Consider the following 26,803-nt stretch of genomic DNA (forward strand, 5'->3'; position numbering starts at 1 on the left):
CCGCGTCATCCCCCAATCTCTCCCGATCGGCAGATGTGCCGCCCGTCCGGGCCCGGGATCCTCCAGGGAACGCACCACCCGTACCTCTGGAGGAATCGATGTTCTCAGGCACCGGATCGAAGCGGTCGCTCACTCTCGTCACGACGGCGGCGGCGGCCGTCGTCGCCGCGCTCGGTCTCACCGGCTGTTCGGCGGATGCCTCGACGGCGGAGCCGGAGTCGAAGAGGTTCGCGTACGGGGGCAGTTCGCTGAAGTTGACGACGCATGAGGTGGCCACCGAACTGGTCGCCGCCGACCGCAAGGACATCAAGGTCACCCGCTGGTTCGATCACGCCGCGGGCAGTGAGCGGCTGATCTGGTCCCTCAAGGGCGACACCCTCGACATCGACGCCGGATGCAGCGGGATCGCCTTCTGTGACGCCAAGTTCAAGGTCGAGGTGCCCAGGGGCCTCGCGGTGGTCCGGGACGGCAAGACCACCGATCTGCCGGGCGCACCGAGTCCACGCCACTGACCACCGGGGCCAACCTGCTGACCTGGTCTTTTCATTGACCGGGCGGCTTCGGTGCCGTCGCGCTCGCCCGTGTCTCGATCAGGTTACAAGGGTCGATGGACGGCTGTTACGCCGCTGTAAGACCCCCGGGAAACACCACTCATAGCTTCAGTCCTGCCCCAAACGATCAACACGATGGAGCGAGAATCATGAAGCGCACCACGAGCATCGCCCGGCGTCACAAGACGGCCGTCAGCGCGGCACTGGCCTGTGTCGCCGTCCTCGGTACGGTCGCCACCGCCACCGGGGCGCAGGCCGCCACGGCCTCGGAGCAGGGCTCGGGCGTCGTCCGCACCGACAACACCCCCTACGTCATGAACCACATCGGCGAGGACCACGCGGACAAGGGCAAGGCCGAGCGCAGCCCCAAGGCGCTGGTGCTCTCCGAGTTCACCTCGGCGGGCAACCTCGACTGGAAGGAGTGGGGCACGAAGAAGGCCGTCGCCACCGGCGAGATCACCGGCATGTGGTGCCTTGAGACCTGCCAGGACAAGCCGCTGAAGGGCACCCTCACGCTCTCCGACCCCAAGACCGTGAACGGCAAGAAGGTCTTCTCGTCCTTCACCCTGAAGCTGGCCGACGGCAAGGGCTCGTACGATGATGTCGAGGACCTCCAGGGCAAGCGCCACCTCGCCACCACCTGACGAAGAAGAGCTCCGATGAACAAGCCCACGGCCCTGGCCACCGTCTGCGTACTGGTGCTGGCGGCCGTGGGCTGCTCGGGGTGCGGCAATCCGGAAAAGCCCCGGGTCGAGGGCCCGGCCCCCAGCCCCACCCACCCCGTCGGCCCGGTCTATGTCCCCGACTCCCTGGGGCATCCGCTGACCCGCCCCACGGGATTCGGTCTCACCGAGTTCTCCTCGGTCTCCCGGCTGAGCTGGCGCTCCTGGGGACAGGAGAAGGCCGTGGCCACCGGCAGGCTGCGCGGCATGTGGTGCATCCCCCACTGCCCCGCCAATGGATATCCGGCCACCGTCGAGCTCAGCCACCTGGAGCGCCGGGAGAATGTCTCGTACTACACTCGCGCCACCGTACGGTCCTCCCACCTCCCGCCCGACGGCGCGGACGACCTGAGCGCGGTACGGCTGCCTCTCCCCGAGGCATAGCCCCCTAGGAGCCTCGACCGATGACCGACGTGCTGCTGGTGGAGGACGACTCGCTGTTGCGGGAGGCCACTCAGCTGTCCCTGGAGCACTACGGATACCAGGTGCGTGCGGCCGCCGACGGGCAGGCCGGGCTGGCGGCGTTCCGTGACCGGGTGCCCGATGTCGCCGTGCTGGACGTCATGCTGCCCCGCCTGGACGGGGTCGGTCTGGTGCGGCTCCTCCGGGCGGAGAGCCGGCTGCCGGTGCTGATGGTGTCGGCGCGCACCGACCCGGTGGATGTCGTCCTCGGGCTGGAGGCGGGCGCCGATGACTATCTCACCAAGCCGTATGACATCCCGGTGCTGGTCGCCCGGATCCGCTCGGCGCTGCGGCGTGCCGCGGACTCCGCCCGGCACGAGCCGCAACAGGACGACCCGGTGCGGCGGTTCGGGGACCTGAGCGTGAACACCGCCTCCAAGGTGGTCCGCCGGGCGGGGCGGCCGCTCGATCTCACCCCCACCGAGCGGCGGCTGCTGCTGGAGTTCGCGGCCGAGCCCGGGGTGGTGCTGTCGCGGGTCACCCTGCTGGAACGGGTGTGGGACTACACCTGCGGCGGTGACACCCGGGTCGTCGATGTCCATGTGCTGCGTCTGCGCAACAAGATCGGCCACGATCGCATCCGGACCGTCCGCGGTTTCGGCTACAAGCTCGCGCCCTGACCGGCATGGGACTGCGTACCAAGACCGCCCTGGTCATCGCCGGAACCGCGGCGCTCGTCGCCACCCTCATAGGGCTGCTGGTGCACCAGCTCACCGCCGAGGACCAGCGGAAGAACGCGGCTCATGTGATCGATGCGCAGCTCGTGGAGGCGGTGAGCGAATACGCCTCCGGAGTGGACAACGGTGCGCTGGTGAATCCGCCGGGGCTGCCGGACGCGCTGCGCAGGACCGTCACCGACCGCCCCGTGCGGGCCACCGGACTCCAGGGCGCCGACGGCCCCGCACCGGTGCTGTGGGCCGCGACCCGCAGCGGCCGGGACATCGTCGCGGTCCGGCGGTCGTACGCGCCACAGGTCCGTGCGCTGGCCGATCTGGACCGGGTGCTGGTGGGCTCCGGCGCGGCCGTCACCGCGCTCGGCTGTGTGCTGGGTGTCGTCGCGGCGGCCGGTGCGGGGCGGCGGATCTCCGCGTCGGCGCGTACCGCGCAGCGGATCGCGGACGGGGATCTGACGGACCGGGTGGAGCCCCGGGGGAAGGACGAGATCGCCCGGCTCGGCGCCGCCGTGAACACCATGGCTGACGCGCTCAGCGCCCGGCTGGAGGCGGAGCGACGGGTCACCGCGGATATCGCCCATGAGCTCCGTACGCCGGTGGCGGGCCTGGTGACGGCTGTCGGACTGTTGCCGCCCGGCCGCCCGACCGAGCTGGTCAGCAGCGGGGTGGACACCCTGCGCAGCGTGGTGGAGAACGTCCTGGAGGTGGCCCGGCTCGATGTGCCGGGCGTCGAACAGGCGGACTGCGAGGAGGTGCTCCCGAGCACACTGGCGCACCGGGCGGCGGCCCTGGCGGGCGGGGAGGCCGAGGTGCTGGTGCGGGATGAGACGGTCGTGACGACCGACCACCGCCGGGTCGAACGGATCCTGGCCAACCTGGTCACCAACGCCCGGCGGCACGGGGCCCCGCCGGTGACGCTGGAGGTGGCGGGGTCGGTGGTGCGGGTACGCGATCACGGCCCCGGCTTTCCCGCGGAGCTGCTGACGCACGGCCCGCAGCGTTTCCGTACCGGCGCCCGGGAGCGCGGTGGCGGGATCGGGCTGGGACTGACCATCGTCGCCGGGCAGGCGCGGGTGCTGGGCGCCCGGGTGACGTATGAGAATCCGGCGGAGGGCGGGGCGCTGGCCACGGTGGAGCTGGCGCCTGAGGGCTGACGGGGCCGACGGCTGACGGGCCTCGGGCGCCTGCGCCCGCCCGTAAGCCGATCGGCCGTAGCCGGCGCCCTACTGCGGTACGGGTGCCAAGACACCGCCGGGGAGTGACGCGGGGAGCGCGGGGCGTACCTACGGTCCTGGCATGACGAACCGACACCCTGCCGCCGCGCGGCCCCCGGACAGCGCGTCGGGCCCGCCCCGGCCGGCCGAGGCGGCCCGGCACGCCGGTCTCGCGGTGACCCTGTTCCCCGCCGGGGCCCTGGCGCTCTGCTCCACCCTCACCGGTCACCGGGAAGCCGCCCGGCGGCGGTGGCTGCGCGCCGGGCCGCTGCCGCTCGGCACGCCCTCCCCAGGCGTTGCCCGGCTGGTGTTCCACGGCGCGCTGACCATACTTCTCGGCGTCGTCGCCCTGCTGCTGGCCGGTGCGCTCGCCCTGGCCATCGCGCGGGGGCCGCTGTACGGGTTCGTCGACCAAACTCCGCACGTCAACGACTGGGGCGGTCCCTCGCTGGCCGGTGCCTGGCTGGCGCACTTCGCCGTATCGCTGCCCTGTGTCGCCCTCGCGCTGGTCATACTGACCGGCCTCACCCGGCTGAACCGCCATGCGACGGCCCCGCTGCGCGGCGAGCGCCGCCCCGCCTGGGCGCTGCCCACCGCGGCCTTGGCCTGTCTCCTCGGCCTGCTCTTCGTGATCGCCTTCGTGCACCAGCTCCCGTAGCCCCACCGGCTCCGCAGCCCCGGGCCCGGCAATACCAAAGTCCCCCACCTCCGCCGAGATGGGGGACTTCGTGAGGTACCGCTACGGCCTCAGCCCTGCGGAAGGTTGAAGTAGATCATCGGGTTGTGGCGGCTCTCGCGGACCGGCTCGCTGAGGTTCAGTTCCTTCTTCACCTCGGCCAGGCGCGCCGTCACGTCGGGGGCCTTCGCCACCGACGGGGTGAAGAATTCGACGTTCTGCTCGGCCAGCCACTTGATCACGACCGAGCCCTCGCTCATCGGCTTCGGGCGGCGGCCGTGGAAGACGTCGTGGACGCTGGTGGGGGTCCCGGGGCGGACCACCGGGAAGAGGTTCTCGATGTACCAGCGCGCGAAGCGGGCGCCGTGGTCAGCGTCGATGAAGAGGTAGTCGGTCTCCGCGGGGACCTTGGCGATGTTGTCGCGCAGATCGCCCTTGGTGAACGTCCAGCGGCCCTCGGAGAGTTCGGCCGGCACGTTCTTCACGACGTTGTCGACGATGTCGAAGGAGTACAGGTGGCCGGTGCCGTTGTCGCGCAGCGCGCTCAGGATCCAGGTGGTGGACCAGCCGCGGAAGGTGCCGATCTCCACGACGACCTCGGGAGCGAGGTCACGCAGCAGCAGGTAGGTGATCTCCGCCTCGTAGTCGTCGAGTTGGGCCTTCACCGTGTCCTTGTTGTCCAGCAGGAACTTCCGCTGTGCGTCGCGCACCGCCCGCAAGTCGTCCGCGTACTTGACGTAGAGCGCGCTTATGGATTCGAGCGTGAGGGTGGACATCAATCCTCCGGAGGGGAGACGAGTGCGGTGGTGCTGACGTGCGGACAGCGGGGCTTCCACGGGCCGACGCGGCGGCGAACTACCTTCTCATATCTCGTTATTGTTCAGTTATTGGTTTGGTTCGCGCGACGGGCATCCCGGTCGCGGACTGCCGTCACCAGTACGGCGAGGACCGGCGCGAACACCGCGAGCCATCCGCATCGCGCCGCGATCCAGCCCGGGGAATCGGGGCTGGTGTGCAGGCCGGTGAGGATGTGCCCCAGGCCCAGGGGGATGAGGGTGGTGGTGAGCATCGCGGTCTGGTGCCAGAGGAAGACCGTGACGGCCGAGAGGTTGAGCAGCGCCACGGCCGCCCAGAGGAACTGGGCCGGGGTCGCGCGGCTCCGGGGCGTCGCCGCCGGTCCCGTGGCGGCCGGAGCGGTCACCGCCCGGCGCAGCGGGGCGCGCAGCAGCAGGGCCGCGCCCGCCTGGGCCAGGCCGAAGGCGACCGCCGCGAGGGTGGGCGGGCTGAGGTTGGAGAGCGTGGAGCCCGGGACGCCGACCATGCTCGCGGGGTAGCCGCCCCAGAGGACCAGGGCCGCCATGGCACCGCCGCCGCCGAGCAGCAGCGCCAGCGCGGACCGGCGCCGGGTGAACCCGCCGGCCGCCCAGACCGCGCCGAGGCAGTACGGGACCAGCCAGCCCGCCGGGATGTTCAGCAGGCGGAGGGTGTCGGTCCAGCCGCTGTCCGCGGACAGCAGCCGCGAGGCGTCCAGCGCGGCCACGACCAGACAGGCCGCCACGGCGATACGGGCTCCAGCCTTGTGCACCAGTGGAGTTGCGGCGAGCAGCAGCGCGTAGACGCCGAGGAACCAGAAGGGGGAGTACGCCAGCCACATCAGCGTGTGGATCGTCTCGTGCGCCGTGCCGGCGAGCACCAGGCCCAGCCACACCAGCCCCCAGGTGAGGGCGAACGCCGTCGCGGGGCGGAGCAGGCCGGCCAGCCGCTGGGTCAGCCAAGTCCGGTAGCCGGTTCCAAGGGCCAGCGCCGCCGTGTAGCCGCGGGCGCTGACCCGGCCGCCCACCAGGAAGAACACGGCCAGGGACTGGAGTATCCAGGTCGCCGGGGCGAGTTCGGGCCGGCGCCCGAGCGGGCTGCCCCCGACCAGATGGCCGCCCGCCTGGAGGACGACGCCGCTCACCAGCCAATGGCCCAGGACCACTCCCGTGATGGCCAGTGCGCGCAGCACATCCGCCGCCCGGTCGCGGTCCGCCGGGGTCTCCGCGTCGATGCGCAGCACCGCCGTGTGGACGGCCTGCCAGGGGGTGCGCCGTACGGGAAGGGGGCGCAGCGGGGCGGTGGGCAGCGGTGGCTGCCGGACCGGGGACGGCGGGCGCAGTTCCAGGTCAGTCATCGGAGACCTCCGTGCCCCGGCCGAGCGCGATCAGGGATATGTTGCGCAGCGGGAGTCCGCCGGGGCGGAGATAGTCGCTGTGGCTGCCGGGGCCCGCGGGGAAGATCCGCGCGCCGAACGCTTCGGTGACGGGGTCGGTGCCGAACCCGACCTGTTCGCCCAGCAGATCGAGGCTGACGTGGGGGACGCCCTCGATCCAGTCGGTCGCTCCCCGGCCCGCCCAGACCGGGACGCGGGTGCGGAGTCCGGCCCGGGAGCGTACGCCCGTGCCGGGGCTGCCGAAGAGCACCACATCCGCGAGGGAGGACTCCTCCGGCGCGTCCATACGGCGCAGGGCGGTCGCGCACACCACGGAGCCGTAGGAGTGACAGAGCAGGGACACCGGGGCCGAGGCGTTCACCTTCCGCAAGTCCCCGACCAGCCCGGCCAGTCGGCGTCCGCCGTCCAGTGCGCGGTCGGTGGAGACGATGTCCCGGCTCATCGTGCGGGGCGCCGGGTAGCCGTACCAGGCCACCACCGCGGTCTTCCGGTCCGGCTGGAGCTTCGTCATCTCGGCGTGCAGCGCACCGGCGCCGCCGTGCAACGAGGCGTAGACGGTGCCCAGTTGATCGAAGGTGTCGACGGTGGTGTCCGAGCCGGGCACCACGACGGCGATCCGGTCGGCGTGGGCCAGGTCGCCGAGCACCTCGACGACCTGGCCGTCGCCACGCGGACTGAAGGAGAGGAAGTGCCGGTCCTTCCGGGCCAGCCGGCCGAGGACTCCGGCCCGGCCGTCGTCACCCATGTCGTGGGCCGCGCGCCGGGACGCGGTGATGAAGCGGTGGTTGGCCGCGTACCGCGCCGCCAGGGTGTCCGGCCGCAGCGCTGGGAGCCGGGACTGCACCGGCGTACCCGGCACGGTGGACCGTGCCGCGGCGGCGACCGTCACCACGATGGAGCACGCGGTGAGAGCCATCGCCAGTCCACGCCTGAGACGTGCAGCGCGCATCGCCGGTCGTCCTTCCTGTTCGTTCCGGGAACCCAGAAGGAGGTTAGTGACGGGACGGGCCGAATAAATCACGCCGCGGGGCGGACTTGGCGGTAGCTCTCAGGTAGGGGGTCGGCTACGTGGCGCGGGCGGCAAGGCCGGCCCGGCGAGCGGGTCTTGGGCTCCCCGCCGTCCTGCCGTCCTGGCGTCCTGGCGTCCTGGCGTCCTGGCGCCCCGCCCTCCCGCCATCCTGCCGCCCCGCCGTCCTGCGTCAGACCCAGTCCTGGTTGCCCAAGTGGTGGGCGAATACGGGCCGGTGAGCTAGGTGGGTAGCGGCGGGGAACTCTAAAGCGGTGCGGGCGATAAGGGCCGGCGCGGGAGCGGGAATGGCAGGGTGGGTGGTGGCGCCGGATTTCAACGAGTTGAACCCGGACGCCTCCCCTCAAGCGGCCTACGGAGCGCGCTTACGCAGTCTGCGAGAGGCGGGCGGACTCAAGAGGAGCTGGCCGAACGCGCGGACCAGCCCTCGCCAAGCGGCGGGGGCCGTCGTCGTCACTCGCCCGCCTCTGCGTCACGAGTACCGCATGTCCAACATCGCGCGAGAGGAAGCCATGGGATCGAGTGACAACACCGCGTCGCCCACCGGGGGAACAGCCGAGACCTCTAGCGTCAGGGCGGTGAATACCGACGCAATCGCCATCCCCGAGGCCGACGCCGAACGACTGCGCAACGCCCTGGTCGACCAGATCCGCGCGGACGGACATGCCCGTACGCCCGATGTGGAGAGGGCACTGCGCACCGTGCCCCGTCACAAGTTCGTGCCCGGCGCTTCGCTTGAAGATGCCTACGCAAACTCGCCGGTGCCCATCAAGTACGACTCCGACGGCACATCGATCTCCTGTGCCTCCCAGCCGGTCGTCGTCGCCCTCATGCTGGACCAGCTTCAGGCACAGCCAGGCGAGCGCATCCTCGAAATCGGCGCCGGCACCGGCTACAACGCCGCTCTGCTCGCTCACTTGGTCGGCGACAGCGGCCACGTCACCACCATCGACGTCGACGACGACCTCGTGCAGGGAGCCCGCGCGCACCTGTCGGCCGCCGGCTGCACCAATGTCGAGGCACTGACCCGTGACGGGGCCCTCGGCCACGCCGAGGGTGCACCGTACGACCGCATCATCGCCACTGTTGGCGCGCACGGCGTCCCGCGCGCCTGGCTCGATCAGCTCGCTCCCGGGGGTCGGCTCCTCGTTCCGCAGCGCCTCAAAGGTTCTGTGGCTCGCTCCGTCGCCTATGAGCAGCGCGATGGCCGGTGGGTGTCCCTCGGCAGCGAGATGAACACCTTCATGCCGCTGCGGCGCGGCATTGCCGACGATGGCCGTCGTGTCATCCCGCTCAGTGCGGACGGAACCGTACGGCTCCAGGCTCACGCCGGGCAGCACATCGACGCCGGCGCCCTCTCCGGAGTCCTCGGTCAACCGCGTACGGAGGAGTGGACCGGGATGACGGTCCACGCCATGGAGTCGCCGGAGTGGATGGAGTTGTTCGTCAGCTGCTCCGTGCCGTCCGGGCTGATTCGGATGCTGTTCCCGCAGAGCGCCAAGGGCACACTCCTCAGCGACGACCCCTATCCCTCGTCGGCCGCGGCTGTCGACAAGGGGGCCGTCGCCTACCTTGCGCGCCGCCTGTCGGAGAAGAAGACCCCCGAGGGTGGCAGGCTCTGGGAGTTCGGCGTCATCGGTCACGGCCCCGGCAGTGACGAGTTGGCTGCGACGGTCGCGGACGCCATCCGCACCTGGGACCGCGACTACCGCGGTCGTGCGGCGACGTTCGAGCTTCAGCCCCTCGACGCCCCTGCGATTGAGCAGCGCCCCGGCCTCTTCGCTCTCGACACCCCGTTGAACCGCATCGTCGTCGACTGGCAGTGACGCCCTGCGGGGCGGTGCCCGCGCGGCCTCATGGCACGGCGCTTCCCGCTCGTTGCCCGGTTCCGGACCGGGTATGCGCCTCATTGCGGAGGAGCACGTCATACGAGCAGGGCTCCTCCCTCACGTGACGTGCTGGAGGGAGAAGGCTGCCGTGTAGCCCGCGCCGCTTTCCACGCAGGCCCAGGCGACCGAGCCCAGGGCGCTGTACGGGGCGATGTGGCGGTACGTCAGGCCAGTGACGCCGGCCATGTGCGGGGCAACGGTCCGCATCACAGGGATGAAGCGGAAGATCAGGAGGGTTTGGCCGGCGCGCTTGTTCATGAGGGTTTCGGCTCGCTGCCAGGCCGAGGCGGGTATGCGGCGGCCGAGCTGCGCGGTCCGGAGGCGCTTGCCCAGCAGGTGGCCGGTTCGGTGGCCGAGAGCGTCCCCGATCATGACGGCGCCGGCGGCAACCGCGATGACCCCGCACAGGTTCAAGCTGCCGGTACGGGCCAGGGCTCCCGCGGTGAGCATGAGAACGAGGGTGGGAATGAAGGCACCCACCAGCAATATGGATTCTCCAATAATTGCTGCGGCCAGCACCGCATACGCGGCGGCAGGGGGAATGGTGCTGAGCAGGGCGGCGAGGCTGTCCATTGCGCTAAATCGCGATAGGCGGCCGGGCGGTCAGCACCTCGGACTGGTTGACGGCATCGAGCGGCCGGCGCAGTTGCCACACCATCGCGGGTGGCAGATTTCCCCACACGGTCCAGCAACCGACCGCGTAACGGCGGTGATAGTGGTGCAGCAGGTCTTTGACCTCGCGTTGACGGCGAGCCTCCGGGCGGGATGTCAGCAAGGCGCGGACCCAGCGACTGCCGCAATAGGAGAAGTAGGTGAGTGTGCCCCCGGGACGGAGCAGATCGAAGTAGCGGCCCATGATGTCGTCCACCTGCCGGGGGGAGAAGTTGGAGAACGGCAGGCCGGAGACGATCACGTCATAGCGGCGGTCGGTGGCGAGCTGTTCGACACCGATGTCGTGGACGCGTATGCGCTCCTGCTGTTCCCCCAGGTTCGGGTACCCGCGAACCAGCTCACGCAGATGCTCGGCGAACTGGGCGTTGGCTTCCACGATGTCCAGCCGGCTTCCCCGGGGTATTCGGGGCAGCAGAACTCGTGTGACCGAGCCGGTACCTGCGCCGACTTCCAGGACGTTCGAACTGCGCGGCGCTCGTTCCAGCAACGGGTTGGCCAGCAGGTTGGACAGCGACTTACTGCTGGGGGCGACGGAGCCGACCGTGCGGTGGTGCCGTATCGATTCCACCAAGAAGGTCCAGCCTTCGGTCGCACGCCGAGTCCGGAGGCGGTGGTGAGCAGTGTTCTCGTTCATAAGGAAAGGGAATTTCTGTGAGGAGGAGGCGGCGAAGCCGTCATATGCGGTAAACCGCCCTTTTTTGCGGGCAAGGGGTCTCCTGGAAGAAGGGGTTCCTGGAAGAGGGACGGAGGATTCGATGTCCCCATCCTCGAATGCGCGGCTCATAGCCGTCCTCCCCCAGAGGACCCCAAAGCCGGACGGTCCTGGAGTGCCATGACTGGCCCCGGCGTCATCCTCTGGATGGACGGGCACCCGCCCTGAGAGCTAGGTGTTCTGTCCGGGAAGGTTCACCGGGGTGGGCCGTGGTGGTGGATGACGTCGCGGGGTGGCTGCGGGCGGCTTCGAAATCGTTGGACGCCCTTTGGGTTGGTGGGCGAGCATCCGCAGGTGACAGATGAAGCCGACTGCTGGGGGCCGTTCACGCGGAGCCCGAAACGTGTGCATTTTGTCGAGCTGCCCGGCGGGGCGATGTCCGCATTGCTCGATGGAGACCTGTCCGAAGCCAGCAGGGTGGCCGGGGTCTCGCTGACCGAGTACTTCGTGACCGATGGAGCACGGTGGCTGTGGCAGTTCCGGCTCGACCAGATGGCCGCCGATCCCGTCCATGCGCGGTGGATGGTGCGGCAGGCGGTCGTCGGCGACAAGGGTCTCGTCGTCGGACATGCCGGGTTCCACGGACCGCCTGATGAGGTCGGCATGGTCGAGATCGGCTACTCCATTGCTCCCGACTTCCGTCGCCAGGGATACGCCCGATCCGCGCTGATCGAGTTGCTCCGCCGGGCAGCAGCCGATACCGCAGTCACAACTGTGCGGGCGACGATCAGCCCCGACAACGTGGCATCCCTGGCCACGATCTCGGGCTTCGGCTTCGTTGAGGTCGGAGAGCAGTGGGACGAGGAGGATGGTCTCGAACTCGTCTTCGAGGTTCCTGCCCGCCGGGTTCCACCCGCCTGAGGGTCCAGACAGGCCGGGCAACCCGGCGAACCTACGCGGTCAGAGCGCTAGCCGCCGGCGAGCAGCCTGCCCACCTCGCCCACCAGAGAGGGCGCCTGCGCCAGCAGGTAGAAGTGGTCACCGGGCAGGATCCGCAGCCCGAAGTCCCCCTCGGTCACCTCGGCCCAGGCCCGCATGTCCGCCTCCTGGACATGCGGGTCACGGTCGCCGAGCAGCGCGGTCACCGGCACCGCGATCCGGGGCGGCGGATCGGCCGGACGGTAGTCGTCGATCAGCCGGTAGTCGGCGCGGATGGCAGGCAGCAGCAGCTCCCGCAGATCGGGGTGGTCCAGGGCGCCGGAGGACGTACCGCCGAGCCCCTTCACATTCCGCACCAGCACCTCATCGCTCTCCCGGGAGATCCCGGACGGCCGCAGCCGGGACGGTGCGCCGCGGCTGGAGACCAGCAGCCGCCGCAGCACCCGCCCGTGGCGCCGCTCGATCCGCATCGCCACCTCATGCGCGACCGAGGCGCCCATGCTGTGCCCGAAGAACGCGAGTGGCCGGTCCAGGGCGGGCACCAGCTCCTCGGCGATGCGGTCGGCGAGCACGTCCATCGTCTCGACGGCGGGCAGCGCTATCCGGTCCTCCCGGCCGGGATAACAGACCGCGGCCACCTCGATATCCGCCGGCAGCCACTGCGGCCAGTCCCGGAAAAAGCTGGCCGCGCCCCCCGCGTGCGGAAAGCAGACCAGCCGCAGCCGGGGGTCGGCCACCGGCCGGGGACGGCGGAACCACTCCTGGTCCAGGGCGCGATACGAGCCCTTCACGGCTCGGGAAACAGTCATGTTCAACCCTTCGGGAGAGACAGCGCCGGGAGAGACGGCACCGGGAGGTACGACCGGGGCCGGACGCGGCCGGAAACGGTACCGGGCGCCCCTATCGACGCCGTATCAGCCGCCGTATCAGGGCACCGTCGCCCGCCTCCGCCCCCGCGAACCGGGCGGTAATGACGACACAATGACGCCCCGATTGCCGCTCTCCCTAGCGTGCTTGAGCAGGTAGACGGCCCGCCCGGCGGGTCACGAGCGGGGGGCAGGGAGTCGACTCCGTCCGGCGATGCCGACGGCCGGCTCGACCGGGCGGCCGGGGCCCGGGGTGGCCCTGCTGCGGCGCTGGGGCGTGCTCGACAAGGTGATCGCCACCGGCTGCCCGCCGCTGGACCGGGCCGTCTACCGGATCGCGGACATCCGTATCGAGGGCTGCTCGATCCCGGTCGACGGCCACCGCGCCGCGTACGCCCCGCGCCGCTATCTGCTGGACGAGATCCTCGCGGACGCCGCGGACGCCGCGGTCGCCTCGGGCATGGAGTTCCGCCAGGGCCGCACCGTGACCGAGGTGCTGTCCGACGACGAGGGCCAGGCCACCGGGGTGCGCTGCCGTACCTCCGACGGCGCGACCACGGAGGAGCACGCCCGCCTGATGGTCGGCGCTGACGGCATGCGCTTGGAGGTCCGACGATGCCCCTGCGCCTGCACCCTGACGTGGTTGCCACCGACATCGACGACGGCACGGTCCTGCTCAACGAACGCACCGGCCGCTACTGGCAGCTCAAACCTCACCCGAAGGGGCACTACAAGACCCTGATGTCTATTCCTCCGGTGGGGGCCGGGGGGGAGGACCGGGTGAGCAGGGGGACGTTTCGCCAAACACACCCACCCGTCTCCCGCCACCTCGTTAAAGTGACCCTCCGCCATGACGGCGGCCACAGAACGGGGAACGACGATGCAGGTCGCTTATCTCGCGGAACAGAGCTCCCACGCCCTCCCTGGGTGGGCACCCCCGGCACTCGTGGGTTCGGCGATCACCGCTTGCGTCACCCTGCTCGTCTGGTACTTGAATTCCCGGCGCGAACCGGTCAAGCGCATCACCTGGGAAGCCCGCACCCAGTCCAGCATCGTCTCCATTGACCGGGACTTCCAGCAGAAGGTGGGCATATCTTACGGCGGCCGGAATGTCAGCGATCTGTGCGCCATCAAGGTCAAGCTCAAGAACACCGGCAACAAGGTCATCAAGGACCATAAGATCCGGTTCCGCTTTCCCGGCGATTCAGAAGTCCTGGAATCCCACTTCTCCCCGGAACCCGAAGAGGAACTCGGCGCCTCCCTGCTGCCTCACGACACCGGGGACACCAGCGCCGGCCTGCTCTGCCACATCGCCCACCTTGAGGTTGACCAGGAAGTATCCATCGAGCTCCTGGTAGCCGGAAACGAGGCCAAGAACTGGAAGCGTCCGCACTCGCACAATGACGAGGGCGACGTACAGTTCCGCGAAAAGTCCCCCGAGGGCACCACGAGCGACGCCCAGCGCGTCACAGCGTTTCTCGCACTCGCTCTCTCCCTCATCTCAGCTCCACCGATCCTCTCCGTATTCGGAGGTATCGGAGCCTTGGCGGGATCCCTCATCCAGCTCCTGCTGCTTGCCGCCACTCTGCTGATTCTCCCCGCCGCCATCCGCGCCATCATCAGGGAATTCAGGAAATCCCTCACCGGCGATTCCACGACCATGCACCTGCACGGCTCACACAGCTCGGTGTTCTACAGCACCCGCTCGGGCTCCATCGGAACCCCTCGGCCCCACCGGGACACATCGGCGTCCGAAGACACCGCCAGCGTCTAACTGCGGCGGGCACGGAGGCTGTTGACGCCGCTGTGGGGGCGGGTCAGCTCCCGTTGATCAGGCCCGTCGATCAGGCCCGTCGATCAGCCCCAGATAGCGGCTGAGATGAGTGGCGGCGTCGAGCATGGCCAGCCCCCGCTCCGTGAGCTTTTGTCGCCAGTCGTCCAGGGCCTGCGACAGGCTGTCGGTGCCGCCGGCCGTGCGGATCTGCTGGACCACGGTGGCGATGTGTTCCAGCGGATAGCCGCCGCGTCGGAGCAGATGGGCAAGCTCGGCATCACGGATATCGCTCGCGCGGAAAACGCGGTACCCGGTGACGGGGTCGCGCGCGGGCACGACGATCCCGACGGCTTCCCAGTTGCGCAAGGTCGCCGGAGTGACACCGAGCTGATGGGCAAGCTCACCTACGGTACGGGTGGCACGCTCCGCCGAAGGCGCCGAACCGGCCTCGGACTCCACCGTCAGGTGATCCACCGCCCTGCGCACCGCCTCCAGGGTCTCCCGGTCACGGAGCAACTGACCATGCCCCCGATCGATGATCGTCAAAGCCTCGTCGATCTCACCCCGGTGCACCGCGTTCATGATCTGGCCGCCGGCCGCATAGCCATACCCCGGGACGAGCGAGAGATAGGCACGCAGCGCTTCCGCATGCGCCTCGGTATAGATCCGGTACCCACTACGCGTCCGCTCCGCAGGCGGAAGGCACCCATCCCGCTCGTAGTTGCGCACCGCCTGAGTGGAAATACCGTGCTCACGTGCAAGATCGGCCGGCCGCACAACCATCCCCCCATCTATCCCCGCTTTGAAACTCTACCCCCACCCCAACCCCCCACAACCCCAAATCATCCCCGCCCAAACCCCCAACCCACCCCCACCCACATCGCAAAACCCTCAACCGTACTTTCAAAGATACGCTTGAGGCCCATGATGACCATGACTCAGGACATCCGGAACTTCGTGACCGCGTCATGCGAACTGTTGGCGCTCGGTGAACCCACCCACCAGGAACCGGCCTTCGGACAGGTCCGCAACGAACTCTTCGCCCAACTCGTCGACCTCGGCTTCCGCTCGATCGCCCTCGAAACCGATCGCGTCGCCGCACTCGCCGTGAACGACTACGTCCAGGAGGGCACCGGAACCCTCGACACGGTGATGGCCGACGGCTTCTCCCACGGCTTCGGAAAGCTGGCCGCCAACCGCGAACTGGTCACCTGGATCCGCGAGTACAACCGGACCCGCCCCCCAGCAGAACGACTCACCTTCCACGGCTTCGACGCCCCACTGGAGAACACTCAGGCCCCCAGCCCCCGCCCCTACCTCGAATACGCCGCCAACTACCTGGCCCTTGACCTCACCTTCGACACCGGCTTCGACAGCGACTTCGACCTCGCCGGCCTCACAGGCGACGACGAACGCTGGAGCCGCACCGAAGCCATCACCGACCCCTCCATGTCCCCCGGCGCAACGCCCGAGGCCGAAAAACTGCGCACCCTCGCGGACGACCTGCTCACCTCGCTCCACACCCGCGCCCCGAGGCTGATCGCCACCACCTCCCTCGCCGAGTGGCACCGGGCCAAGACCCACCTCACCGCCGGCCTCGGCCTGCTGCGCTATCACAAGCAGTCAGCCCAGCCCCTGGAGGAGAGCGCCCGGGTCTCCCGCCTGCTCGCCACCCGCGACGCCCTCATGGCCCAAAACCTCCTCGACATCCGCGACACCGAGGCCCAACGGGGCCCGACCCTGGTCTTCGCCCACAACCTCCACCTACAACGCACCCCGAGCCACTGGTCCCTGGGAGCGCTGGACACCACCTGGTTCGGCGCCGGCGCCATCCTCGCCTCACTACGGGGCGACCACTACACCGTCATCGCCGGCAGCCTCGGCCGCAGCCAAGCCCTCGGCCTCCAAGCCCCCGCCCCCCACACCTACGAGTCCTACCTCCAACACCACACCACCACCTGGGGCCTCACCCCCACCACCACACTCCCTCCCGCCCACCCCCGCACCGACACCACCCCCCAACAGGGCTACTTCCCCCTCGACCAACCAACCCTCGACACCGCCGACGCCCTCCTCCACATCAACACCGGCACCGCCGCACAGAGCACATGAAGAAGCACCGGCCGAGAGCGGCGCCCACCGGCCCGCGCCGGTGTCACTGCCGCAGATAGGCCAGAACAGCCAGGACGCGGCGGTGATCGGTGCCGCTCTCGGGCAGGCCGAGCTTGTCGAAGATGTTCCCGATGTGCTTCGACACCGCTGCCTGGCTGACGGACAGGGAGCGCGCGATGGAGGCGTTGGAGCGGCCCTCCGCCATCAGCGCCAGGACCTCCTTCTCCCGCCGCGTCAGACTCTGCACCGAGGACCGTCCCCTGCGACGGCCCAGCAGCCGGCGGACGATTTCCGTGTCCATGACGGTCTCGCCGTCGGCCACCCGCTGCACCGAGCCGAGGAATTCCGGGATATCGCCCACCCGGTCCTTGAGCAGGTATCCCACTCCGGAGGAATGCGTCTCCAGCAATTCCGCCGCGTAGTCCGCGTCCAGGTACTGCGAGAGCACCAGCACGCCGAGGCCGGGGCTCTCCGCGCGCAGGGCGATGGCCGCGCGCAGGCCCTCGTCCTTGAAGCCCGGCGGCAGCCGCACGTCCACCAGGGCGAGATCGGGACGGTGTTCCCGCACCGCGGCGATGAGGGACGGCGCATTGTCGACCGCGGCGACGACGTGATGGCCGAATTTACTGAGGATCTGTACCAGGCCCTCCCTGAGCAGGGAGGAGTCCTCCGCGATCACGATCCGCACGGAATCTCCACATGCAAGAGGGTCGGGCCGCCGGCCGGGCTCGACAGATGAACGGTGCCGCCGAAGACCGCGACCCGGTCCGCGAGCCCCAGCAGACCGGTCCCGGACTCCGCGTCGGCGCCACCGACGCCATTGTCGCGCACCTCCAGAACGAGCCCGGTGCCCGTGCGGCGCAGCGACAGCCGGCCTTCGGTGGCGGCGCTGTGCTTGGTGACGTTGGCCATCGCCTCGCAGGCCACGAAGTACGTTGCCGCCTCCACGGCCTCCGGCGGACGCTCGGCCAGCGCGACATCGGTCTCCACCGGCAGGACGGCGTCTTCCGCCAGCTCGACCAGCGCGGCGGACAGGCCCCGGTCGGTGAGCGTCGCGGGGTAGATGCCGTGGACGAGTTCCCGGAGTTCCCGGAGGGTCGTCCGCGCCTCCTCGGCAGCCTTGTCGACGAGTTCGCGGGCGGCGCTGTCGCCCTCGGCGAGCTCCAGCCGCGCGAGACCGAGCGTCATGATCAGGCCGGTGAGGCGCTGCTGGGCACCGTCGTGCAGATCGCGCTCGATCCGGCGGCGCTCCGCGTCGTAGGCGTCCAGGATGCGGGCCCGGGACCGGACAAGGTGGCCGATTCGCTCGTCCTGATCCTGATCGACTCCGGCGGCACTGTGGCGTTTCGTCAGAACACACGTGGCCAGTCGGGCACGGGCGGCCGCGTACCTGGTCAGCGTCAGATATGTCAGGGCGAGCAGGACGGTGCCGCACAGCACCAACACGAGGGCCTGCGTGTCCGAGTACGCCTGGAAGACCGCCATGTGCACCTGACCGTCCGGGGTGAAGCGGCGCAGAAGCGGTGCGGCGAGCAGTGCCAGGGACAGCGTCAGGCTTCCCGTCACCAGGACGAAGTCGCAGTACGACAGCGCGCAGTGGGCCACCGCGTAGGCCAGCTCCCACCACGTCGCAGGCTCGGTCGCCCGCTGCCGGAGCCAGGCGCGCGGACTGCGGCCGGAGGCCGGGGCGTGCGGTGAGGGAACGGCGGTGCCGGTGAACATCCGCAGCCGGGCCCGCTCGACCACACCCAGCGGGATGCCCGACAGCAGCACGGCGGCGATCAGCGGAATGCCCACGAGGAACAGCGCTGTCGCCAGGCCCAGCCCCAGCAGAACCACGCAGCAGACCAGCCACACCAGTCCCACGGGGAAGCCGCACGCCAGATAGAGCACCGACCGGGCCAGCCGCGCGCTCCCGCTGCGTAATCGTCCGCATGCCGCCTCGTACTGCTGCCGGACATCCATCCGTCCCCCACCCGCCCTCGCGGCCGTCTCTTCACCCTGCACCGGCAGAAGAGTGGAGCAAAGGTAGACCGCGCTCTACCCCGGCTGTCCAGCTCGCTCCACCGACATCGTGCCCCGGGAAAGCTTGACTCGCCCCATGAACACAACACAGCCGTCGCACACCGTCCACAGGCAGGTGCCCACCAGGAATCCCGCCGTCGACCTGCGGTCCCTGCACAAGGCGCACGGAACGGGCCGGCAGGCGGTCACCGCCCTGCACGGCATCAACCACACCATCCCCAGCGGCTCTTTCACGGCCGTGATGGGTCCTTCGGGCTCCGGGAAATCCACGCTGCTGCACTGTGCGGCGGGCCTGGAGCGGCCGTCCTCCGGCTCGGTGACGCTGGCCGGGCAGGAGCTCGCCGGGCTCTCCGAGCGGCAGTTGACGCTGCTGCGGCGGGACCGCATCGGGTTCGTCTTCCAGGACTTCCACCTGGTCCCCGCTCTGACCGTCGCCGCCAACGTGGCGCTGCCGCTGCGACTGGCGGGCCGCCGGCCGGACCCGCGCCGACTGGAGGAACTGCTCGCCGACGTGGGCTTGTTGGACAAGCGCCATCGCAGACCGGCCGAGTTATCGGGCGGACAGCAACAGCGTGCCGCCTTGGCACGGGCGCTGGTCACCCACCCCGAGGTGGTCTTCGCAGACGAGCCGACCGGCGCCCTGGACCGGGCCTCGGGCCGTGAAGTGCTCAACCTGCTACGGAAAGCGGTCGACGACCGGGGCACCACCGTGGTCATGGTGACGCACGACCCGCAGGCGGCCGCCTGGGCGGACGAGGTGCTGGTGCTCGCCGACGGCCGGCTCGTGGACCGTCTCACCGGAACCGAGATCACCGCCGAGACCATCGCGGCTCGCATGGCCGCTCTGGAGGTCTGACGGTGTTCTTCCTCGTGATGGGTTCCCTGCGCACCCGGCTGTGGCAGTACGCCGGAGTGCTCGTGGTGGTCGTGATGAGTTCGGCGCTGGTCACCACGCTGACGACGGTGCTGGACCGGGTGCACCACGTGAGCGCCGGCGGCGGCGCCGAGAAAGCGGCCGAGTCATTGCTGGGCTTGGTGGGCGGCACGTCCGGGCTGACCGCCTGGCTGCTCGTCGTCAACACGATGTCCCTGGTGGTGCAGCAGCGCCGCCGTGAGATCGGGGCACTGCGGACCATCGGGGCCACGCCCCGGCAACTGCGGCTGGAGATCGTCGGCGAGGCCATGGTGATCTCTCTCGCCGGAGCCGCGGCGGGCGCGGGCACCGGCCTGGCCGCGGCCGGGCCCGCGCTGTCCTGGCTCATCCGCAACGACATACTGGAGCCCGGCCCCACGGGCGGCCTGTCCCTGCCCGGCTTCGCCGCGGGCGTGTTGTGTACGACGGGCATCGCCGTGCTCGCCGCGTGGGCCGCGACGAACGGCCCGATGCGGATCTCGCCGATCGCCGCCCTGCGCGAGGCCGAGGTGGAGCGGCGCGCGATGCCGACCGGGCGCGCCATCGGCGCACTCGTCCTGCTCGGGCTCGCCTGGGCGGCCTGGGACCGGTACGGCCGCCGCAACGGCCCGCACGAAGCGCTCAACGGCGCCACGGCGCTGTGCCTGCTGCTGATCCTCTCCGTCTGGCTGCTCATCCCGCTCCTCGTACGCCCGATCGCCGCGCTGAGCTCCGGCCCCGGGCGACTGCTCTCCCGCTACTCCGGCACACTGGCTGCCGCGAACAGCGCGGCGGCAACGCGCCGCGTGGCCGCCATGGCCGGCCCCGTACTCATCGCAGCGGGCCTCAGCGCGATGCTGCTGTGCCACAACTCCGTGTCACAGACGACGAGTTCCCGGCCGAGCGTGGTGTCGGTGTCGGTGTCGGTGTCGAGCCGAAGCACAGAGCCGGCGGCCCTGGAAGCCGCGAAGGAACACCCCCTCAAGGAAACCCGGCTACAACAGGCGCGAGCCGACAAACGCCAACAGCGCAATGCCGTGGGCCTGCGCCTCCTCATGGCTCCCCTCATCACGTTCTCCGGCATCGGCATACTGAACACCTTGCTGCTCGCCACACGTCGGCGCCGGCAGGAGTTCGCCGTCCTGCGGCTCACCGGAAGCACGCGCGGTCAACTGCTGCGCATGCTCGGCTGGGAGTCCACGATCGTCGTACTCAGCGGACTCACCGCCGCAGCCGCAGTAGTGGCCGTGACCCTCACCGGCCTCGCCACACGACTGGCCCTGCCGACGGCGGATCTCCTGCCCCTCCTGCCGTGGAGCGCACTGACACAGGTGGCCCTCGGCTGCGCCGGCCTGGGACTGCTGGGAGTCCTCGTCCCCGGACTACTCGTCATGCGCGTACACCCCTCGCAGGTGGCCCGCACGGAGTGAGGCGCACCGGGGCGCCACCCGCGAGAAGGGGCCGATCCCCACGTGCGCGGATCGGCCACCCGCTTGAACACGGCCAGCAAGCCGAAACCAACCTTGAACTCGGTCAACAAGCCGACACGAACCCGTACTTGGCCATCAACACCACCGTTGCCGCCCTCCCGCAGCGAGGCGGGTTGATCACCGGGCGGCAGCCCAACCGCTGGCGGCTCACCTGCTCACCAGCCCAATGATCACGGGCACCGACATGGCGAGCGCGTTGTTGACGCCGTGGACGACGATGCCGGGCCACACCGAGCCGGTACGCCGCAGCAGCAGGGCGTTGATGACGCCGACCACGAACGCGACGGGCAGCACCGGGTTGAGGCCGTGCACGAGCGCGAAGACCGCGGCGCTGGCGAGCACACTGGCCCAGGCCCCGTAGCGGCCCAGGCCGTTGGCCAGTACACCGCGGAAGAGGAGCTCCTCACCGATCGGGGTGGCGACGAACCCGGCCACCGCGACCGCGAGGTACCAGAAGATGCCACCCGCGGCGGCCGCTTGATAGCCGACCTGAACATTCTGGTGATCGCCCGCCACCGCCTGGTAGAGCAGCGAGGCGATCGTGGCCAGCACGTAGGCGACGACGCCGAACCCGACAGCGGCGAGCAATGACCGCCCGCTCACGCGCCGCAGGCCGAACGGCGCGAGCCGGCGGATCCGTAGCAGGGCGGCGACCGCGAAGGCGCCGAGGCCCATCACCGCGGAGAGCACGAACCCTATGAGGCCGGCCACGGTGTCCGACAGGTCGGCCTGCCGCAGGCACACGACCACGCCCGCATAGAGGACCGCATAGGCGGCCACACCGGCGACTACCTCCGGCCAGCCAGGGCCGGACGACCTCTCGCCGGGCGCTTCGGCCGGGACAGGGCGGAGGGTCTCGTGCATTCAATGCTCCTGATCAGCGAAAATAGCACTAGCACAGCGTGCCAGCACGCTGTACCGTACACCGTACTAGCACACTGTGCTAGGGTCCCCTTCGTGAACAAGAGCAGGCAGGAAGAGATCCTCGCCGCAGCCCTCCGGCTGACGCACGAACAAGGCGTCGGAGCGTTGAGCGTCCGGTCCGTCGCGGCCGCGGCGGGCGTCGGGGCGACCACGTTGCGGCACTACTTCCCATCCCAGGCCGACCTCTATCAGGCGGTCGCGAGCCGGCTCGTCACCAACGTTCTCAGCGACCTCGACATCACCGATGACAGCCGCGACCCGGCCGCCCGCCTGTACGACTGCCTCGCGCAGTTCGTGCCGCAGTCCAACGAGCAGATGCAGGCACTGACCAGCTGGGCCGAACTGCACAGACTGGCCCTCGGCGGCGACGCGGGAGTCACGGAAATCCTCAAGAGCGGCCGCCGGGCCTCGAAGGAGGCACTGCTCCGCTGGTTCAACACGCTCGCCGACCAGGGCCATGTCGCGCCAACCGACATCGACGCCCACATCACGCACGCCCTCACCCTGATCGACGGCCTCAACCTCGACCTGCACCTCTTCCCCGACCACGTCGATCCGGCCGCAGCAAGAACAACCCTCCACTGGTTCGCCGCCCACACCATTTCCTGACCTCCACCCGCCTCCCACCACCGCGGCCACGACGGGAAAGCAGCCACTGGGAACTTCGACGCCCCAGACCCCAGGCCCCAGGGGCGCCATGGGCGACCTTCAGGGATTCCGACTTGACGGCCAGACCGGCCTCCTCGCATCTCGCGGAGACCCCACACACCAGGGCGAACTTGGCCTTCTGGCTGCGCTGGAGAAGAACCTTGCCCCCACGGCCACAGCCATCACACACAAGGCGGCGTGGAACAAGCAGCAAGCCCCTCCACGCACCAGAACTGAGACCGTCGCCCCCACACGGAACACTCCCCGCACCGACGCCGCATCCACTGAACGAGAAAACCCCAGGTCGGATTGGATCCGACCTGGGGTTTCGACTGAGCCGCCTTCGGGATTCGAACCCGAGACCTACGCATTACGAGGGGGTGCGGGATCGTCCCGAGCAGTGCCGCGTGATGCCGCAGAATCTTGTTTCCGCTGGTCAGGAGAGCGCAGCCGCGGTTCGCGTGACACCGAGTCCCCTCTAATGCCAGCCGGTCCGCTCACGCAGCGCTCACGCAACACAGGCCAGCTCCACGCCGAGTCGACGATCTGTACGCAACTAATCACCGGCCTCCCAGCCATGGTGCATTTGCCGCACGCGCTCGCCATGAGCCGGCTGCCCAGGCCGCTCCACGTTCCGCGTGTGCCGAGGTGACGGTTCGTGTCGACGAGGCGTACCCCTCGTGGAGACAGTCGACGAAGCTGTACCGCTCTACGTCGACACTGCTGCATCCCGCTAACGACCGCCGCCACCCGGACCGGACCCAAGCAGCGTCTCAATGCTTTCTGTTGCTAGGGAGTCCACCTGCGCGGCGACTGACTCATCAAGGTCTACGCCCGTGGACGCGAGGTAGGCCAGAAGCGCCCCGCGAACAACTGACCTGACGTCGCCTGCCCCGACATCGATTTGGGCATCTCGAAGGTCTGTTAGCTCCCTTGTCGCAGTCGCTAGGGCTTCCTCCACCGAAGAATTTGGATTCGTAGCTCCGTCCACGGCCCGGCGACACACCACAACGCTGTCGAGATTGGAGGGCTCACGGGCTCCAGCCTTGACGACACTGGTCGTCATCTCACCTTTCACCGGTTGGACGGCCATCACGATCCAACCAGAGCGGCGTAGCGACTCAACCACCTGCACCCACCCGCTGATCCGAGCCTGGTGGAACGTGAAGGCCAGCAGACCGCCCGGCTTCAAGACTCGCGCCGACTCGGTCCACACTGCCTCGATTGCCTTCCCAAACTCCGCCGGGTCAGCATGCTGGACCTCGCCCACTCGACGGGTCGTTGTCGCGTCGGAATAGCCGATGTACGGCTGCATGTGCTGGAGCCACGCGTGAAAGAAGTCCGCGAGCTCCGCGTAGTGGACGTTGTCCATGTAGGGCGGATCAGTAACGACTAGGTCAACCGACCCATCCGGAATATCCGTCTGTGCCGAGTTTCTGGTGGCGACATAGGCCGCCTGCCCTTCGATCGAGACGAAAGACTCCCATGAGTCCGCAATGCTCGCGCCCACTGGCTTTGACACTCCGGAGATCCGCTCGATCCCTGCACCCCGGTCAACGAGGTCTGCAGGTTTCGTCTTGTACTCGTGAGCACGCTGCAGACGACTCTTGAAGAGAGTGGAGAACGCACCGGAGGACTGCGACGTGCCCCAGGGGTGCGCCTCCAGTGGAGTCCGCTCCGGCTTGAGGATGTGATGACTGAACATATGCCGGACAGCCCCCGTCCCCTCGCCTTTGAACGATGTGAACAGGTTATTGAACTCAAGCGTTCCTGAAAACAGGGCACAAAGCGCTTCGCGTTCAGGCGATCCAGTCAGGTCACGGATCGCCGTCGCCATCAGCGAGAGGGAAACCAGCTGGCGCGCGTTGAAGAATTCGCGCCATTCCCGAAAATTCCACTTCAGAGCCTGGTCAGTATTATTGCCGGGAGCAAGCCGACCGCGTGGAAGCACGGCAGACTGCGATAGCCCTGCGAGCGCTGCAACGCACTCGTCGTAGAGTTCCCTGTCCCAGTCGGTGATGGCTTCGTAGCTCTTCGACCCGTCCGAGTTGGCCACCATCTTGGCATACATCTCGTATACCGGTGGCGACCCGTTCAGGGCGCCGAGGACCTTGAAGCTGTGACCGTTCCCGCATGTCGCCAACTGACCCCGCGCTGCACCGCGCTGCGTAATGACGTGGCCCTTCAAACACGTCTCCGTGACGAAGTCATACCGACTCTCCTTAACGGAGAGGCACTCGGGACAGACAATTTGGGCTTTGGGTACTCGCTTCGGGTAAGCGTTCTTAGAGAACACTGGCGAGTCGAACAAGCGAACTTCTTTGGAGCACTCGGGGCACCCGAGGGTCGCGACCCAGAAGTAGTAGAGAACAGTCCTCCCGTCCTCTGTACGGTGGAGTCGATCAACCTCTGACCGACAGGCCGACTCGACCTCTTTGTAGGCAGCTTCAAGAGACCCGAGGTCCCACGGTTGAACAGCTTGACGCTGAACGAGCGTTGCCACAGGGTTGATGTCGAAACAAACAGCCTTAGCCCCGAGTTTGAGGGCTTCCACGCCGGTCACACCCGAGCCAGAGAACGGGTCGAGCACAATGGCTCCCGCCAGATCGAGCGACGATCCGTAGGCTCCCACAGCATCGGCTCCATCGGGCGTCGTCGCCGACGTAATGATCCCCCGAAATACGGTGCCGAGGCGCTTCGCCCACCACTTGTGCGTGCTGGTGGCTGGGCGGTGGACTTCCTTGCGCCAGGATTCCTTCGTGCCGACGCCACTAAGCATCGCTGCCGGAAAGTTTGACTCCAGGCTGGTACGTTGCGGCACTTCGACCGTCACAGCCGACCCCCTGCGAGGGAAACCGGCTTAGAATCGCCCGCACCGCGCGAGCGATATGCTCGGAAACTGTGGACCTTACCTGCATTGAGATTCGGCGCCTTATGCGTCACCATCTCATTTGTCTGAAGGTTGAACTCGTACGACACGATGACCTCGTCAACCTCGGTCCGATCAAGTTCACCCACCTGAACGAGAGTATCCGACTGTGGCTCGAATTCAGTAGGCACGATCAGGGTCGCGAGCCCTGCGGTTCCGGAAGCTAGTGCGAACGGCGTTGGCACGACGTACATTTTGCGGTCGCGGACCAGGATGTCTCCGTACGAGCCAAAGCCACGGAACGACTTGTTCTTATGAACGTACTCACTATCGGCATTGAGGAAGCTGCCGTGGCACACCACCAGATCTACAACTGGATACTCATCGACGCCGCGCTCTGCCTTCGGGTAGCGACCGAACACGTAGAAGACCTCACGGCCGCCGTGGTTACCGGTGGGCACCTGGGAGTTTGAGTCGTAGTCCGCCTCGCGGCCGGGAAACTCCAGGCCCTTGACCTCATACCCTTCCGGGTGATGGATGAGCCGGAAGTCCGGATAGGTGTTCCGGCCAGGATCATCGTACGAAAGCCTGCATGCCTCTATGCGGGCCTGCACCCAATTCTGAAAGTGGTACTCCTTATCACTGGCGGAGACCCGCTGAATCAAGTCACCGTCTGCCCGAGCGCGCTCGCATTCCAAAAATACCTGTTCGACCGCACTCACTGACACCCTCTGTCACCCTCTATAGCTCAACGTCCACCCTCACCGCCGTTCGCGGCGATGATGCCCCGAGGTTACAGAACAAGCACCCATGCATGGACCCGTGCCAGCAGAATCCACTCTTCGAGCCACTGAAGGGGTGCGCGAGCCTATCGGGCGAGCCAAAGGGGAGTGTCAACGCCTGACGCTGGAGGAGGAGGGCACCTGCCTGGTCGACGGCGAGAGGGCTGCTGGCTGGGATGAGAGTATTGACCTTCGGGGGAATCGGTGTAGCGCTCCCGCCTTCGGTCGGCCGTCCTCTCCTGATCAGGTGCCCATGGTCGCGCGCAGGCTCAGACGGCTTCGAACCAGAGCGTAGTCACCCGAGCGGCTACAGCTCGCGAAGCGCGGTGAGGACCTGCCCCATCACGAGTGGGGTGATCTCCGGGCCACCAGCAGCAGGTCTGCTGAGCGCATCCCTCGGTTGTGTCGATACCTCGGCCCAGACGATCTTTGCTGGATGAGGCGGCTCGGGGTAATAGCCCCAGCGGGTGGCCATGGTTTGGGTCAGGAGCAGTCCTCGGCCTCCAGTGGCGTTGCTGTCGCTCGCCCGGGGCGCCGGTGGCCGAGGATCGCGGTCGCTGACCGCGACAAGAACGCCGCGGTCGGTGGGCCAGAGCCTGAGAACGATCGTTCCGAGGGTGGTGTGTCCGGCGCTGGCGGTCGCGGTCGACATCGGTGGACGCGCGTGCCGGATCGCGTTGGTGGCCAACTCTGATACGAGGAGTCGGGCAGGGCAGCGCGATCAGGGCCACAGG

Annotated in this window: 25 protein-coding genes and 2 pseudogenes; 14 read left to right on the forward strand and 13 right to left on the reverse strand. The window is 68.7% G+C overall.

Annotation, left to right across the window (positions count from 1 at the left end; genetic code table 11):
- Positions 1–98: 98 nt before the first annotated feature.
- The 6 genes from STRTU_RS15495 to STRTU_RS15520 all read left to right on the forward strand — a co-directional run bounded on the left by STRTU_RS15495 (position 99) and on the right by STRTU_RS15520 (position 4,281).
- Entirely contained in the window at positions 99–512 is a 414-nt protein-coding gene (locus STRTU_RS15495) for a hypothetical protein (RefSeq protein WP_159744066.1), read from the forward strand.
- Positions 513–700: 188 nt separating this feature from the next.
- Complete coding sequence (locus tag STRTU_RS15500) at positions 701–1,195, forward strand: hypothetical protein (protein ID WP_159744067.1); 495 nt, start codon at positions 701–703, stop codon at positions 1,193–1,195.
- Between the two features lie 15 nt (positions 1,196–1,210).
- On the forward strand, positions 1,211–1,657 hold the full coding sequence (locus STRTU_RS15505; RefSeq protein WP_159744068.1) for a hypothetical protein: 447 nt from the start codon (positions 1,211–1,213) through the stop codon (positions 1,655–1,657).
- Between the two features lie 20 nt (positions 1,658–1,677).
- On the forward strand, positions 1,678–2,355 hold the full coding sequence (locus STRTU_RS15510) for a response regulator transcription factor (protein ID WP_159744069.1): 678 nt from the start codon (positions 1,678–1,680) through the stop codon (positions 2,353–2,355).
- Between the two features lie 5 nt (positions 2,356–2,360).
- Complete coding sequence (locus tag STRTU_RS15515) at positions 2,361–3,563, forward strand: sensor histidine kinase (protein WP_159744070.1); 1,203 nt, start codon at positions 2,361–2,363, stop codon at positions 3,561–3,563.
- Between the two features lie 142 nt (positions 3,564–3,705).
- Complete coding sequence (locus STRTU_RS15520; RefSeq protein ID WP_159744071.1) at positions 3,706–4,281, forward strand: hypothetical protein; 576 nt, start codon at positions 3,706–3,708, stop codon at positions 4,279–4,281.
- A gap of 89 nt (positions 4,282–4,370) precedes the next feature.
- Here STRTU_RS15520 and STRTU_RS15525 read toward each other — a convergent pair whose 3' ends face one another.
- From STRTU_RS15525 to STRTU_RS15535, 3 genes are all read right to left on the reverse strand, one after another.
- Positions 4,371–5,075: a class I SAM-dependent methyltransferase gene (locus STRTU_RS15525; protein ID WP_174878873.1), complete on the reverse strand. Its 705-nt coding sequence runs from the start codon at positions 5,073–5,075 to the stop codon at positions 4,371–4,373.
- A gap of 104 nt (positions 5,076–5,179) precedes the next feature.
- On the reverse strand, positions 5,180–6,469 hold the full coding sequence (locus STRTU_RS15530) for an acyltransferase family protein (RefSeq protein WP_159744073.1): 1,290 nt from the start codon (positions 6,467–6,469) through the stop codon (positions 5,180–5,182).
- Positions 6,462–7,457, reverse strand: coding sequence for an alpha/beta hydrolase (locus STRTU_RS15535; protein WP_159744074.1), 996 nt, complete (start codon positions 7,455–7,457; stop codon positions 6,462–6,464). Before STRTU_RS15535 ends, STRTU_RS15530 begins: the two co-directional genes overlap by 8 nt.
- A 563-nt stretch (positions 7,458–8,020) precedes the next feature.
- On the opposite strand from STRTU_RS15535, the pseudogene fxlM reads away from it, so the two are divergent.
- A pseudogene (gene fxlM / locus STRTU_RS15540) lies at positions 8,021–9,361 on the forward strand (methyltransferase, FxLD system); the annotation flags it as partial.
- 120 nt (positions 9,362–9,481) lie between these two features.
- Here fxlM and STRTU_RS15545 read toward each other — a convergent pair.
- Entirely contained in the window at positions 9,482–9,997 is a 516-nt protein-coding gene (locus STRTU_RS15545; RefSeq protein ID WP_159744075.1) for a DedA family protein, read from the reverse strand.
- 4 nt (positions 9,998–10,001) lie between these two features.
- On the reverse strand, positions 10,002–10,664 hold the full coding sequence (locus tag STRTU_RS15550) for a class I SAM-dependent methyltransferase (RefSeq protein ID WP_308789395.1): 663 nt from the start codon (positions 10,662–10,664) through the stop codon (positions 10,002–10,004).
- A 519-nt stretch (positions 10,665–11,183) separates the two neighbouring features.
- Here STRTU_RS15550 and STRTU_RS15555 point away from each other — a divergent pair.
- Positions 11,184–11,669 (forward strand): GNAT family N-acetyltransferase, encoded by a 486-nt coding sequence (locus tag STRTU_RS15555; protein WP_159746976.1) that lies wholly within the window; start codon positions 11,184–11,186, stop codon positions 11,667–11,669.
- A gap of 47 nt (positions 11,670–11,716) precedes the next feature.
- On the opposite strand, the gene STRTU_RS15560 is transcribed toward STRTU_RS15555, so the two are convergent.
- A complete protein-coding gene (locus tag STRTU_RS15560) occupies positions 11,717–12,496 on the reverse strand; it encodes a thioesterase II family protein (protein WP_159744077.1) in 780 nt (259 codons plus the stop codon).
- A gap of 271 nt (positions 12,497–12,767) precedes the next feature.
- On the opposite strand from STRTU_RS15560, the gene STRTU_RS15565 reads away from it, so the two are divergent.
- Both STRTU_RS15565 and STRTU_RS15570 read left to right on the forward strand, forming a co-directional pair.
- Positions 12,768–13,295 carry an FAD-dependent oxidoreductase gene (locus STRTU_RS15565; RefSeq protein ID WP_246240571.1) on the forward strand — a complete coding sequence of 176 codons (528 nt, stop codon included), beginning with the start codon at positions 12,768–12,770 and terminating at the stop codon, positions 13,293–13,295.
- 108 nt (positions 13,296–13,403) lie between these two features.
- Positions 13,404–14,327 (forward strand): hypothetical protein, encoded by a 924-nt coding sequence (locus tag STRTU_RS15570; RefSeq protein ID WP_159744078.1) that lies wholly within the window; start codon positions 13,404–13,406, stop codon positions 14,325–14,327.
- 57 nt (positions 14,328–14,384) lie between these two features.
- Here the strand turns inward: STRTU_RS15570 and STRTU_RS15575 are convergent, their stop codons facing one another.
- A complete protein-coding gene (locus STRTU_RS15575; RefSeq protein WP_159744079.1) occupies positions 14,385–15,110 on the reverse strand; it encodes a MerR family transcriptional regulator in 726 nt (241 codons plus the stop codon).
- A gap of 141 nt (positions 15,111–15,251) precedes the next feature.
- On the opposite strand from STRTU_RS15575, the gene STRTU_RS15580 reads away from it, so the two are divergent.
- Positions 15,252–16,439, forward strand: coding sequence for an erythromycin esterase family protein (locus STRTU_RS15580; protein WP_269777362.1), 1,188 nt, complete (start codon positions 15,252–15,254; stop codon positions 16,437–16,439).
- Positions 16,440–16,482: 43 nt separating this feature from the next.
- On the opposite strand, the gene STRTU_RS15585 is transcribed toward STRTU_RS15580, so the two are convergent.
- Together STRTU_RS15585 and STRTU_RS15590 are read right to left on the reverse strand one after the other, a co-directional pair.
- Complete coding sequence (locus STRTU_RS15585) at positions 16,483–17,127, reverse strand: response regulator transcription factor (RefSeq protein WP_167539156.1); 645 nt, start codon at positions 17,125–17,127, stop codon at positions 16,483–16,485.
- Positions 17,115–18,404, reverse strand: coding sequence for a sensor histidine kinase (locus tag STRTU_RS15590; protein WP_159744080.1), 1,290 nt, complete (start codon positions 18,402–18,404; stop codon positions 17,115–17,117). The genes STRTU_RS15585 and STRTU_RS15590 overlap by 13 nt, the downstream gene beginning before the upstream one ends.
- A gap of 136 nt (positions 18,405–18,540) precedes the next feature.
- On the opposite strand from STRTU_RS15590, the gene STRTU_RS15595 reads away from it, so the two are divergent.
- Together STRTU_RS15595 and STRTU_RS15600 are read left to right on the forward strand one after the other, a co-directional pair.
- Entirely contained in the window at positions 18,541–19,320 is a 780-nt protein-coding gene (locus tag STRTU_RS15595; protein WP_159744081.1) for an ABC transporter ATP-binding protein, read from the forward strand.
- Positions 19,321–19,322: 2 nt separating this feature from the next.
- On the forward strand, positions 19,323–20,786 hold the full coding sequence (locus STRTU_RS15600) for an FtsX-like permease family protein (RefSeq protein WP_159744082.1): 1,464 nt from the start codon (positions 19,323–19,325) through the stop codon (positions 20,784–20,786).
- A gap of 207 nt (positions 20,787–20,993) precedes the next feature.
- Here the strand turns inward: STRTU_RS15600 and STRTU_RS15605 are convergent, their stop codons facing one another.
- Positions 20,994–21,710, reverse strand: coding sequence for a CPBP family intramembrane glutamic endopeptidase (locus STRTU_RS15605; RefSeq protein ID WP_159744083.1), 717 nt, complete (start codon positions 21,708–21,710; stop codon positions 20,994–20,996).
- A gap of 93 nt (positions 21,711–21,803) precedes the next feature.
- Here STRTU_RS15605 and STRTU_RS15610 point away from each other — a divergent pair, with 93 nt between their 5' ends.
- Positions 21,804–22,379, forward strand: a complete 576-nt coding sequence (locus STRTU_RS15610) for a TetR/AcrR family transcriptional regulator (RefSeq protein ID WP_159744084.1) — start codon at positions 21,804–21,806, stop codon at positions 22,377–22,379.
- A 772-nt stretch (positions 22,380–23,151) separates the two neighbouring features.
- Here the strand turns inward: STRTU_RS15610 and STRTU_RS15620 are convergent.
- From STRTU_RS15620 to STRTU_RS15630, 3 genes and pseudogenes are all read right to left on the reverse strand, one after another.
- On the reverse strand, positions 23,152–25,251 hold the full coding sequence (locus STRTU_RS15620; RefSeq protein WP_246240575.1) for a DNA methyltransferase: 2,100 nt from the start codon (positions 25,249–25,251) through the stop codon (positions 23,152–23,154).
- A complete protein-coding gene (locus STRTU_RS15625; protein ID WP_167539157.1) occupies positions 25,248–26,009 on the reverse strand; it encodes a hypothetical protein in 762 nt (253 codons plus the stop codon). The genes STRTU_RS15620 and STRTU_RS15625 overlap by 4 nt, the downstream gene beginning before the upstream one ends.
- A gap of 367 nt (positions 26,010–26,376) precedes the next feature.
- A pseudogene (locus STRTU_RS15630) lies at positions 26,377–26,763 on the reverse strand (ATP-binding protein); the annotation flags it as partial.
- Positions 26,764–26,803: the final 40 nt, after the last annotated feature.

Origin of the sequence: Streptomyces tubercidicus (genome assembly GCF_027497495.1) — a bacterium.
GTDB lineage: Bacteria > Actinomycetota > Actinomycetes > Streptomycetales > Streptomycetaceae > Streptomyces > Streptomyces tubercidicus.